General features: G+C 71.8%; 7 protein-coding genes. All 7 read left to right on the forward strand.

All coding sequences use genetic code 11. From position 1 onward, the window contains the following. Position 1 precedes the first annotated feature (1 nt). A complete protein-coding gene (lysA, locus tag LADH09A_RS04200) occupies positions 2 to 1,387 on the forward strand; it encodes a diaminopimelate decarboxylase (protein ID WP_238643399.1) in 1,386 nt (461 codons plus the stop codon). A gap of 8 nt (positions 1,388 to 1,395) precedes the next feature. Then, the gene (locus LADH09A_RS04205) at positions 1,396 to 2,706 is read left to right on the forward strand and encodes a homoserine dehydrogenase (RefSeq protein WP_238643422.1); all 1,311 of its coding nucleotides are present in this window, start codon (positions 1,396 to 1,398) and stop codon (positions 2,704 to 2,706) included. Between the two features lie 138 nt (positions 2,707 to 2,844). Beyond that, positions 2,845 to 3,894 (forward strand): threonine synthase, encoded by a 1,050-nt coding sequence (gene thrC, locus LADH09A_RS04210; protein WP_238643423.1) that lies wholly within the window; start codon positions 2,845 to 2,847, stop codon positions 3,892 to 3,894. A 141-nt stretch (positions 3,895 to 4,035) separates the two neighbouring features. After that, the gene (locus LADH09A_RS04215; RefSeq protein ID WP_238643400.1) at positions 4,036 to 7,314 is read left to right on the forward strand and encodes an efflux RND transporter permease subunit; all 3,279 of its coding nucleotides are present in this window, start codon (positions 4,036 to 4,038) and stop codon (positions 7,312 to 7,314) included. Between the two features lie 308 nt (positions 7,315 to 7,622). Beyond that, positions 7,623 to 8,855 (forward strand): MFS transporter, encoded by a 1,233-nt coding sequence (locus tag LADH09A_RS04220; protein ID WP_238643401.1) that lies wholly within the window; start codon positions 7,623 to 7,625, stop codon positions 8,853 to 8,855. 229 nt (positions 8,856 to 9,084) lie between these two features. Continuing rightward, entirely contained in the window at positions 9,085 to 10,029 is a 945-nt protein-coding gene (gene thrB, locus LADH09A_RS04225) for a homoserine kinase (RefSeq protein WP_238643402.1), read from the forward strand. Positions 10,030 to 10,326: 297 nt separating this feature from the next. Beyond that, positions 10,327 to 12,486 (forward strand): transcription termination factor Rho, encoded by a 2,160-nt coding sequence (gene rho, locus LADH09A_RS04230; RefSeq protein ID WP_238643403.1) that lies wholly within the window; start codon positions 10,327 to 10,329, stop codon positions 12,484 to 12,486. Positions 12,487 to 12,549: the final 63 nt, after the last annotated feature.

A 12,549-nucleotide genomic window follows, 5' to 3' on the forward strand; every position in this document is an offset into this window, starting at 1 on the left:
CATGCGGGCTCATGAGGCTGGTGCGCTGCACGCGGACATCAGCAAGCAGGGACCGGCCTGGCTGCGTACCCCGGAGGACGTCAACGCCCTGATGCCGGCCCTGTGGCCGCGCAGCGTGACGCGGGAGGCCGACGGCGCGGTCGCCGTCGCGGGCCTGAGCGTCCGCGACATCGCGGCCGAGTTCGGCACCCCGGTGTACGTCCTGGACGAAGCCGACCTGCGCTCGCGCTGCCGCGACTTCCGGGCGGCCTTCCCGACCGAGGACGTCTTCTACGCGGGCAAGGCGTTCCTCTGCCGGGCGGTGGTCCGGATGATCGCCGAGGAGGGCCTGCACCTGGACGTCTGCACCGGGGGTGAGCTGGCCACCGCGTTGTCGGCCGGAATGCCGCCGGAGCGGATCGGCTTCCACGGCAACAACAAGTCGGTCGCCGAGCTGTCCCGGGCGCTGGACGCCGGGGTGGGCCGGATCATCGTCGACTCGTTCACCGAGATCGACCGGCTCACGGCGCTGGCCCGCGAGCGGGGGGTCCGGCCGCGGGTGCTGGTGCGGGTCACGGTCGGCGTCGAGGCGCACACCCACGAGTTCATCGCCACCGCCCACGAGGACCAGAAGTTCGGCTTCTCGCTGGCCGGTGGTGCCGCCGCGAACGCCGCGTTCAAGATCCTCGACGAGGGCGTGCTGGAGCTGCGCGGTCTGCACTCGCACATCGGCTCGCAGATCTTCGACGCCAGCGGCTTCGAGGTCTCGGCCCGCCGGGTGCTCGCCCTCCAGGCGCAGATCCGTGACGCGCGCGGGGTGGAGCTGCCCGAGCTGGACCTCGGCGGCGGCTTCGGCATCGCGTACACCTCCCAGGACGACCCGGCGACACCGCAGGACCTGGCCAAGCGCCTCCGCAAGATCGTCGACTCGGAGTGCGCGGCGGAGAACCTGGCCGTGCCGCACCTGTCGATCGAGCCGGGGCGGGCCATCGTCGGGCCGGCCGTGTTCACCCTCTACGAGGTCGGCACGGTCAAGGACCTCGACGGCCTGCGGACGTACGTCAGCGTCGACGGCGGGATGAGCGACAACATCCGTACCGCCCTCTACGACGCGTCCTACTCGGCGACTCTGGCCTCGCGGGCCTCCACCGCGCAGCCGTTGCTCGCCCGCGTGGTGGGAAAGCACTGTGAGTCCGGGGACATCGTGGTGAAGGATGAATTCCTGCCCGCCGACGTGCAGCCCGGAGATCTTGTCGCGGTGCCCGGCACCGGTGCCTACTGCCGGAGCATGGCCAGCAACTACAACCACGTGCCCCGGCCCCCGGTGGTCGCGGTACGCGACGGCCAGGCGCGCCTGATCGTCCGGCGGGAAACCGAAGAGGACCTGCTCGCATTGGATGTTGGATGACGTCACCTGTGCGCTTGGCGCTGCTCGGCTGCGGCACTGTCGGCCAGGAGGTGGTCCGCCTGCTGCACGAGCAGTCGGCCGACCTGGCCGCGCGGATCGGCGCTCCGCTGGAGATCGCCGGCATCGCCGTCCGTCGGCTCGGTCGTGACCGGGGTGACCTGCCGGTCGACGACGACCTGTTCACCACCGACGCGCTCGGCCTGATCAAGCGCGACGACGTGGACGTGGTGATCGAGGTGGTCGGCGGCATCGAGCCGGCCCGAGGCTGGCTGGTCGAGGCGCTGCGCGCCGGCAAGAGCGTGGTCACCGCCAACAAGGCGCTGCTCGCCGAGGACGGCGTCGCTCTGCACGAGGCGGCGGCCGAGGGCGGCGGCGACCTCTACTACGAGGCGTCCGTGGCCGGGGCCATCCCGCTGCTGCGCCCCCTGCGGGAGTCGCTGCACGGTGACCGGATCAACCGGGTCACCGGCATCGTCAACGGCACCACCAACTTCATCCTCTCCGCCATGGACGCGACCGGCGCCGGCTTCGCCGAGGCCCTGGAAGAGGCCACCGCCCTGGGGTACGCGGAGGCCGACCCGACCGCCGACGTCGAGGGCTTCGACGCGGCGGCGAAGGCGGCCATCCTCGCCTCGCTGGCGTTCCACACCCGGGTCGGCGCCGCCGACGTACACCGCGAGGGCATCACCGAGGTGACCGCGGCGGACATGGCCAGCGCCCAGGCGATGGGCTGCACGATCAAGCTGCTCTGCATCGCCGCGCGGGGCGTCGACGCCACCGGTCGGGAGACCGTCAGCGTCCGCGTGCACCCGGCGATGATCCCGCGCAGCCATCCTCTGGCCAGCGTCGGTGACGCGTTCAACGCGGTCTTCGTCGAGGCGGACGCGGCCGGGCAGCTGATGTTCTACGGCCGGGGCGCCGGGGGTGCGCCGACCGCGAGCGCCGTGCTCGGTGACGTGGTCGCGGTGTCCCGCAACCGGCTCGCCGGGGTGCGCGCGGCCAGCGAGAGCGCGTACGCGGACCTGGCGGTCCGGCCGATGGGCGAGGCGTTGACCCGCTACCACGTCAGCCTCGACGTGGCCGACCGCCCGGGTGTGCTGGCCTCGGTGGCGAGTGTGTTCGCCCGGCACGACGTGTCGATCGCGACCGTGCGGCAGGGCTCGGCGGGCGGGCCCCCGGGCCGGGACGGCGATGCCGAGCTGGTCATCGTCACGCACGTCGCACCGGACGCCGCGCTCGCCGCGACCGTCGGCGAGCTGCGCGGCCTGGACATCGTCCGGTCGGTGACCAGCGTGCTGCGGGTCGAGGGCGGTGCCTGAGTCGTTGGACCATCGACGGGACGACTCGCGCGTCCCGTCAGGTGGGTAAGCCGGGGTGTGCCATCGACGGGTCGGGCAGGCTGGTCCAAGGTGGCCCTGATGCCGGGTCGGCCCGGCGGTAGAGGCGAGGAGAACGACATGTGGCGGGGTCTGATCGAGGCGTACCGGGATCGGCTGCCGGTCACCGCGGCCACGCCGGTCGTCACGCTGCACGAGGGGAACACCCCGCTGTTGCCGGCGCCGGTGCTGTCCGCCCGCATCGGCTGCGACGTGCACCTCAAGGTCGAGGGCGCCAACCCGACCGGCTCGTTCAAGGACCGGGGGATGACCCTCGCGGTGTCCAAGGCGGTCGAGGCCGGCAACAAGGCCATCATCTGCGCGTCCACCGGCAACACCAGTGCCTCCGCCGCGGCGTACGCGGCCCGCGCCGGGTTGACCTGCGCGGTGCTGGTGCCGCAGGGCAAGATCGCGTTGGGCAAGCTGGCCCAGGCGTTGGTGCACGGCGCGAAGCTCCTCCAGGTGAGCGGCAACTTCGACGACTGCCTGTCGCTGGCCGCGAAGCTGGCCCAGGACCACCCGGTCGCGCTGGTCAACTCGGTCAACATCGATCGGCTGCACGGTCAGAAGACCGCCGCCTTCGAGATCGTCGAGGCGCTCGGTGACGCGCCCGACATCCACTGCCTGCCGGTCGGCAACGCCGGCAACATCTCCGCCTACTGGATGGGCTACGCGGAGGAGCGGGACGCCGGCACCACCACCCGCACGCCGAAGATGTACGGCTTCCAGGCCGCCGGGGCGGCCCCGATCGTGACCGGCCAGGTCGTGCCGGAGCCGTCGACGATCGCCACGGCGATCCGGATCGGCAACCCGGCGAGCTGGACCAAGGCGCTGGACGCCCGGGACACCTCCGGTGGCCTGATCGCCGCGGTGACCGACAGGGAGATCCTCTCCGCGTACCGGCTGCTCGCCCGCGAGGTGGGGGTCTTCGTCGAGCTGGGCAGCGCGGCCAGCGTGGCCGGCCTGCTCCAGCAGGCCGCGGCGGGCAAGGTGCCGCCCGGGTCGACGGTGGTCTGCACGGTGACCGGCCACGGTCTGAAGGACCCGGAGTGGGCGATCTCCACCGCGCCGGCGCCGCTGACCATCGCGAACGACCCGATGGCCGCGGCCCGCGCTCTCGACCTGGCCTGAGGGCGCCACCGCCCGCTGGTGACGGGCGGGGGCCGGCCGGTCCTCGGGACGGGCGTGGGGGTGGCGGGGGTTCTGGTGATCGTGTCCGGCACACTTTCACGTATCCCCGCCCGCATTCTCGTTCAGGAGTGAACCAGGCCGATGTCGCTGCTCGCCAGATTCAGCCTCGCCAACCGAGGGCTGATTGCCCTCATCGCGGTGGTGACCACGGTGTTCGGAGCGTTCGCCGTGCCGTCGCTGAAGCAGCAACTGCTGCCGTCGCTCGAGTTCCCGGCCGCGTTCATCGTGGCCCCCTACCCCGGTGCCGGCCCCGAGATCGTCGAGTCGCAGGTCACCGAGCCGATCGAGAACGCCCTCCAGGGCATCCCGGGGCTGGACAAGGTCACCTCCACGTCCCGCGAGGGCTCGGCCACCGTCCAGGTGATGTACGAGTTCGGCACCGACCTCGACGACGTGGTCAACAAGATGCAGACCGCGCTGAGCCGGATCGACGCCCAGCTGCCGGAGGGCGTCGACCCGCAGGTCATCGCGGGTAGCACCGACGACCTGCCGGCGGTGGTGCTGGCCGCGGCCGGCACCGCGGACGAGCGGGCGCTCGCCGAGAAGCTGCGCGCGACGGTGGTGCCCGAGCTTGAGGGCATCGAGGGAGTACGCACGGTCGAGGTGACCGGCACCCGCGACGACGTCGTGGTGGTCACCCCGGACCCGGCGAAGCTGGCTGCGGCCCAGGTCCAGCCGACGGCCATCGGCACCGCACTGAAGACCAACGGCGTGGCGGTTCCGGCCGGCGCGGTGACCGACGGGGCGCTGGCCCTCCCGGTGCAGGTCGGCACGCCGATCGCCACCCTGGAGGACCTGCGTGGCATCGTGGTCGCGGCGGGTGCCGCGCCCGTTCGCCTCGCCGACGTGGCGACGGTCGAGCAGCAGCTCGCCCCGGCCAGTGCGATCACCCGGACCAACGGCAAGGACAGCCTCGGCATCGCGGTCACCGCCGCGCCCGACGGCAACGCCGTGCAGATCTCGCACGAGATCCGCGACCGGCTCGCCGACCTGAAGGACGCCTCCGGCGCGGAGCTGACCGTGGTCTTCGACCAGGCGCCGTTCGTCGAGAAGTCGATCGAGTCGTTGACCACCGAGGGCCTGCTGGGCCTGGTGATGGCGGTCATCGTCATCCTGGTCTTCCTGCTGTCGGTGCGCTCGACGGTGGTCACCGCGGTCTCCATCCCGCTCTCGGTGCTGGTGGCGCTGATCGCACTGTGGATCGGCGACTACTCGCTCAACCTGCTCACCCTCGGCGCGCTGACCATCGCGGTGGGCCGGGTGGTGGACGACTCGATCGTGGTCCTGGAGAACATCAAACGACATCTGGAGTACGGCGAGGAGAAGCGGCACGCCATCATCACCGGCGTCCGCGAGGTGGCCGGCGCGGTGACCGCGTCCACCCTCACCACGGTGGCGGTGTTCGCGCCGATCGCGCTGGTCGGCGGCTTCGTGGGCCAGCTCTTCGCGCCGTTCGCGATCACCGTGACGGTGGCCCTGCTCGCCTCGCTGCTGGTCTCGTTGACCGTGATCCCGGTGCTCGCGTACTGGTTCCTCAAGCCGCGCGGCGGCACCGCGGACGACGAGGCGGTGCGGCGTGACGCGGAGGAGAAGGAGCTGCGCAGCCCGTTGCAGCGCGCGTACCTGCCGGTGATCGGGTTCGCCACCCGCAAGCGGTCGACCCGCTGGATCACCGTCGGGCTGGGTCTGCTGGTGCTCTTCGGCACCTTCGGCCTGGCGCAGAAGTTGGAGACCAACTTCCTGGACGACTCCGGCCAGGACACCCTGAACATGAGCCAGGAGCTGCCGGCCGGCAGTGGCCTGGTGGCCACCGACGCGGCGGCCAAGCAGGTCGAGTCGGTGCTGTCGCGCACCAAGGGCGTCGAGACGTACCAGGTGACCGCGGGCGCTGGGGACAACCCGTGGGCGGGCGGCGGCGGCAACAACGTCGCGAGCTGGTCGCTGGCGCTCGACGGTGACACCGACGCCAAGCAGATGCGCGAGGTGCTGCGCAAGGAGTTCGACAAGCTCGGCAGCGGCGTGGGCGAGATCAGCTTCGGTGGCGGGCAGGAGGCGTCGACCAGCCAGCTGGAGGTGATCGTCCAGGCCAGCGACCCGGAGGTGCTGACCCGGGCCGCCGAGGAGGCGCGGGCGGCGATGGCCGGCGTGCCGGACGTCGAGGACGTGTCCACCAGCCTGGCCGAGCGGGTGCCGAGGGTCGACGTGACCGTCGACCGGGTCGCCGCTGGTCGGGCGGGGCTCACCGAGGCCGCCGTGGGGCAGTTGGTGTCGCAGGCGTTCCGGGGGGCGCCGTTGGGCCAGGTCGCGCTCGACGGTCAGCAGCAGAACGTCGTGCTGCGGCTGGGGACGCAGCCTCCGATGACGGTGGAGGAGCTGCGGGCTCTGCCGGTGGGTGCGGTCAAGCTGGACGACATCGCGGACGTCACGCAGGGCGAGGGGCCGCAGCAGGTCACCCGGATCGACGGTGAGCGCAGCGTGTCGGTGACCGGCGCGGCGACCGGATCCAACCTGGGCGCGACCAGCACGGAGTTGCAGGAGCGGCTGGACGCCATCAACGTGCCGGGTGCCAGCTTCACCATCGGTGGCGTCAGCGCGGATCAGGCGGACGCCTTCGGTGACCTGGGTCTGGCGGTGCTGGCCGCGATCGCGATCGTCTTCCTGATCATGGTGGCCACGTTCCGCAGCCTCACCCAGTCGCTGATCCTGCTGATCTCCATCCCGTTCGCGTCGACCGGCGCGATCGGCCTGCTGCTGATCACCGGGACGCCGCTCGGCGTGCCGGCGCTGATCGGTGTGCTGATGCTGGTCGGCATCGTGGTGACCAACGCGATCGTGCTGCTCGATCTGATCAACCAGTACCGTGCGCAGGGCATGGGGGTTCGGGAGGCGGTGGTCGAGGGTGGCCGGCGCCGGTTGCGCCCCATCCTGATGACCGCGGTGGCGACCATCTTCGCGTTGCTGCCGATGGCGCTCGGGTTGACCGGCGAGGGCGGCTTCATCTCCCAGCCGCTGGCGGTCGTGGTGATCGGTGGTCTGCTCAGCTCGACGCTGCTCACGTTGATCCTGGTGCCGACGCTGTACACGATGGTGGAGCACACCAAGGAGTCGCTGCGGGATCGGCGTCGTCGGCGGCGCTCCGGCGAGCCGGCGGTGGCCGGGTCGGAGCCCGACGAGTCGGCTGCCCCGAACCAGGTCGCGGTGCCGAGCGCCGCGCCCGTCCCGGCGCAGGCCGGGGGTGCGCAGCCGGCCGGGCGTCCCGCCCCGTCGGGCGCGCTGGTGGAGGGCACGGACCAGTTCGAGGTGCTGCGGCTGCCCCGTAGCCGTACCTCGCCGCTGCCTCCGTCGGAGCCGACCGAGTAGGTCGGACCGCATCTGGAACGCCCCCGGCAGGGTTCTGCCGGGGGCGTTTCCCGTTGACCGGGCGAAACACTCCGATCCGACCCGCTCTGCACTGCGTGTCGCTTCTTGCATACCCCAGGTAGGCGAGTGGTCCGACCGGGAACGATCGTGCTCGGTCACGACGTGGGAGCGCGCCGGCGGCTGGTCGCGTTGCGCGGCCTGACCGACATGATCAACGGGCTTCGGTCGCGCGGCTACACATTCGTCACCGTCTCCGCGCTGTTGGGAGCAGGTGTAGCGCCCATACCGAACAGGTAGGGTCGCGCTCCGTGGCGTCCACCCTCTCGGTCCTGACCGGCAATCGGAGCTTCCGCAACCTCTTCCTCGCCGAGTTGGTGGTCTTCGGCGCCGACTGGTTCGTCATGGTGCCCCTGCTGGTGCTGCTGCCCCACCTGACCGGCAGCGGGGTCTGGGGAGCGCTGGTGCTGGCCGTGGACACCGGCATCGTGGCGCTGCTGCTGCCGTACACGGGCACGATCGCCGACCGCTTCGACCGGCGGAAGATCATGATCGCGGCGAACGTGGCCGCGCTCGCGGGCGTGTTGCTGCTGCTCGGGGTTCGGGGCGCGAGTACGGCGTGGTTGGCGCTGGTCGCGATCGGCGTGGTGGCGGTCGCCAAGGCGTTCTACTCACCGGCCGCCCAGGCCGCGCTGCCCAACGTGCTGGAACCGCACGAGCTGGCGGCCGGCAACGCCGTGGCCGGCTCCGCCTGGGGCACCATGACCGTGGTCGGTGCCTCGCTCGGCGGTGTCCTCAGCACCGTCGCCGGCCCGTACGTCTGCTTCTGGGTGGCGGCGGTGGGCCTGGCGCTGGCCGCGGGCCTGGCGACCCGGATCCGCCGCCCTCTGCAGGCGCCCCGGGACACCACCCGACCGGCCCAGCGGACCTGGGCGGCGGTCCGCGAGGCGCTCGGCTACATCGGGCACCGACCTCGGGTGCTCGCCCTGGTCACGGTCAAGTCGGCGGTCGGCCTGGGCAACGGCGTGCTGACCGTGTTCCCGTTGCTGGCCGGCGTGTACGGCGTCGGCCCGCTCGGTGCCGGTCTGCTCTTCGCGGTGCGGGGGGCCGGGGCGCTGGTGGGGCCGATCCTGATGCGTCGGGTGCTGACCAACCGAGCCTGGCTGCTGCCCGCGCTCGCGCTGTCCATGTCGCTCTACGGCCTGTCCTATCTGGGCGCATCGGTGGTCCGGTGGTTTCCGTTGGTGTTGCTGCTGGTCTTCGTGGCGCACTTCGCGGGCGGCAGCAACTGGGTGATATCGAACTTCGCCCTCCAGGGTGAAGTCCCCGACCACCTGCGGGGGCGTGTCTTCGCCACCGACATGATGCTCGCCACGCTGGCGATCTCGGTGAGCCAACTGGCGGTGGCCATGGTGGTGGACGTGGTGGACGAACGGGTCGTGCTCGCCGGCTGCGGGCTGATCACCGTCGTGTACGCGGTGGGCTGGCGGATCGCCACCCGTCGACTCTCGCTCACCGACGCGGCTGCCGAGCCGGTCGGCTGAGGCGGGCGGTCCCAGGCTGCGGACGGGGGACCGGACCGTCGCTGTCGGGCCCGAGGGCCTGCTTCATAAGAACTGGCCGGCCTGCGGCGCGCCCGGACGACGACCGGCGGCGTTGCGGTTTCGTTCGGATACAACACCGGTATCCGAACGAAACCGCGCCTTGCCGGATCGCCGCCCGGACTCCGCCTCGGCTCGACCGCCCTTATGAAGCAGGCCCTAGCATGAGCGCGTGCCGACGAACTTCACCGCCGGGCCGGTTCGCGTCCGGGTCCCCGCGACCAGCGCCAACCTGGGCCCTGGCTTCGACGCGTTGGGTCTCGCCCTCGGGCTCTACGACGACCTGGCCGCCGAGGTCTCGTCGGGTGGCGTCCGGGTGACGGTGACCGGGCAGGGTGCCGGGGAGCTGCCCGACGATGACCGGCACCTCGTGGTGCGGGCCATGCGCGCCGCCTTCGACCTGCTCGGCGCCCATCCCGAGGGGTTGAGCGTGGAGTGCGTCAACCGGATCCCCCAGGCGCGGGGGCTCGGGTCGTCGTCCGCCGCGATCGTCGCCGGGGTGTTGCTGGCCCGCGCCCTGGTCACCGACGGGGAGCACCGGCTGGACCAGGCAGGTGTGCTCCGGTTGGCCGCCGAGATCGAGGGCCATCCGGACAACGTCGCGCCCTGCCTGCTCGGCGGCTTCACGGTGGCCTGGTCCGAGCCGGCCGGCGCCCGGGCGGTGTCCCTGCCGGTCGCCGACGGGGTGCGGCCCGTTGTTTTCGTGCCGGCGGAACGCGGACTGACCGCCACCGCCCGGGCCGCGTTGCCGGCCACCGTGCCGCACGGCGACGCCGCGTTGACCGCCGGGCGGGCCGCTCTGCTGGTGCACGCGCTCACCGCCGACCCGACCCTGCTGCTGCCGGCCACCGTCGACCGGCTCCACCAGGGTTACCGCGCAGCCGGGATGCCGGCGACATCTGCCCTGGTCAACGCGTTGCGAGCGGCGGGTGTGGCGGCTGTGGTCAGTGGGGCGGGGCCGACTGTGCTGGCGCTCAGCGAGCCTCCGGCCAGCTTCCCAGCGGGAACAGACTGGCAGATCTGGCAGTTACCGATAGACGTCAGCGGCGCGCGGGTTGCCCGGGGTAGACTTGGACACGCCGAGCGGGACCCTGTTGCCGCAGGTCGGAAGAGTTGATTACGCTCTAGACCTAGCACAGCCGCGAAGCACGCGATCTCCTGCGGGGCGGCGCACCCCCGAAGCTCTCGGCGGTCAGCCCGTCTACCCCTGCCAAAGGCCCACGCCGCACCGCAGTTTCCACAGGTCGCCGCAGACGGCGAGACCTGCTCACCGACGTTGGTGAGTCGGGATACCGACCGGCTGCTGTGTCACAGACTCCCGCGACGCGTCCTTGCGAGGCGGGTGCACCGAGGCCGCCCGGCCACCTGAGCTCCGACTCCGGGCAGCCCCGGCCTTATCGAGGGAAGGAATCCATTGAGCGACACCACCGACGTGACGTCGGATGTTTCCAACGTCGCTGGCGATGCCACCGCCGCCGCTCCCGCCCGTCGTCGGCGTAGCGGCACCGGTCTGTCGGCGATGCTGCTGCCAGAGCTGCAGAGCCTGGCTGCGTCGCTCGGCATCTCCGGCACGGCTCGCATGCGCAAGGGCGAGCTGATCGCCGCGATTTCCGAGCGGCAGGGCGGCAACGCCGCCGGGACCCCTCGACCACGGGCCGAGGTCGCGGCCGCGGCCGCTCCGACCCGTGAGGGGGTGCGCGCCGAGGTGCGGGAGACCGCCGACCGGCCGGCGGCCGAGGGGCGCAGCGCCGAGCAGGCGCCCGCCGAGCCGGCCGCCGAGACCGAAGGTCGCACTCGCACCCGGCGGAGCCGGACCGCAGCAGCGGAAACCCGTCCGACCGAGGCGCGTCCCGCTGAGGCGCGTCCGACCGAGGCCCGCACCGAAGAGGCGCGTACCGAAGAGGCTGGCGCCGGCGAGCGGACCGACCGCGGCGAGAATCGCCGGGACCGGGCTGAGCGTCCGGAGCGTGCCGACCGGGGCGAGCGTGCCGAGCGGAGCGACCGGGGCGAGCGTGCCGAGCGGAGCGACCGGGGCGAGCGTGCCGACCGGGGCGAGCGTTCCGAGCGTTCCGACCGGGGCGAGCGCAACGACCGGGGCGAGCGTGCCGAGCGGGGCGAGCGCAACGACCGGGGCGACCGTGCCGACCGGGGCGAGCGCAACGACCGCGCGGAGCGTTCCGAGCGGGGCGAGCGTGCCGAGCGCAACGATCGTCCGGAGCGCAACGAGCGCGCCGACCGCAACGACCGCGGTGACCGCAACGACCGTGGTCAGCGTGTCGAGCGGGTCGAGCGGGACAGCGACGACGACGACGGCGAGGGTGGCGGCCGGCGCGGCCGGCGCAGCCGTTTCCGGGACCGTCGTCGCGGGCGTGGTGAGCGCACCGAGACCGGTGCCGACACCGGTGGGCGCGAGCCGCAGGTCAGCGAGGACGACGTTCTCGTCCCGGTGGCCGGCATCATCGACGTGCTCGACAACTACGCGTTCGTGCGGACCACCGGCTACCTGGCCGGCCCGAACGACGTCTACGTCTCGATGTCCCAGATCAAGAAGTACGGCCTGCGCCGCGGTGACGCGATCACCGGTGCGGTGCGGGCGGCCCGCGAGGGCGGCAACAGCGGTGACCAGCGGCGCGACAAGTACAACCCGCTGATGCGGCTGGACACGATCAACGGGATGGAGCCCGAGGAGGCCCGGCGTCGACCGGAGTTCTACAAGCTCACCCCGCTCTACCCCCAGGAGCGCCTGCGCCTGGAGACCGAGCCGCACATCCTGACCACTCGGGTCATCGACCTGGTCATGCCGATCGGCAAGGGCCAGCGGGCACTCATCCAGTCGCCGCCCAAGGCGGGTAAGACGATGGTGCTGCAGGCGATCGCGAACGCGATCACCCGCAACAACCCGGAGTGCCACCTGATGGTGGTGCTGGTGGACGAGCGGCCTGAAGAGGTCACCGACATGCAGCGGTCGATCAAGGGCGAGGTCATCGCGGCCACGTTCGACCGTCCGCCGCAGGACCACACCACGGTGGCCGAGCTGGCCATCGAGCGGGCCAAGCGTCTGGTCGAGCTTGGACACGACGTGGTCGTGCTGCTCGACTCGGTGACCCGGCTCGGTCGGTCGTACAACCTGGCTGCTCCGGCCAGTGGCCGGATCATGTCGGGTGGTATCGACTCCACCGCCCTGTACCCGCCGAAGCGCTTCCTCGGCGCGGCCCGCAACATCGAGAACGGCGGGTCGTTGACCATCATCGCCACGGCGCTGGTGGAGACCGGTTCCATGGCGGACACGGTCATCTTCGAGGAGTTCAAGGGCACCGGTAACGCGGAGCTGAAGCTGGACCGGAAGATCGCCGACAAGCGGACCTTCCCGGCCATCGACATCAACCCGTCCGGTACGCGTAAGGAAGAGGTCCTGCTCGCACCCGAAGAGCTGGCCATCATCCACAAGCTCCGGAAGGTGCTGCACTCGCTGGACTCGCAGGCGGCGATGGATCTCCTGCTGGACCGGCTCAAGCAGTCCCGCACCAACATCGAGTTCCTGATGCAGATCGCGAAGTCGACGCCGGGGGAGTAACCATCCCCGGGTGAGACGAGGGGGCACGACCACACCGGTCGTGCCCCTTCGTCATGTCCCCGG

Origin of the sequence: Micromonospora cabrerizensis, assembly GCF_022230955.1 — a bacterium.
Lineage (GTDB): Bacteria > Actinomycetota > Actinomycetes > Mycobacteriales > Micromonosporaceae > Micromonospora > Micromonospora cabrerizensis.

Bases quoted from the DNA above. Each gene is read 5' to 3' on its own strand.
- lysA (WP_238643399.1), top strand. From the start codon at position 2: ATGCGGGCTCATGAGGCTGGTGCGCTGCACGCGGACATCAGCAAGCAG.
- thrC (WP_238643423.1), top strand. From the start codon at position 2,845: ATGTGGCGGGGTCTGATCGAGGCGTACCGGGATCGGCTGCCGGTCACC.
- LADH09A_RS04215 (WP_238643400.1), top strand. From the start codon at position 4,036: ATGTCGCTGCTCGCCAGATTCAGCCTCGCCAACCGAGGGCTGATTGCC.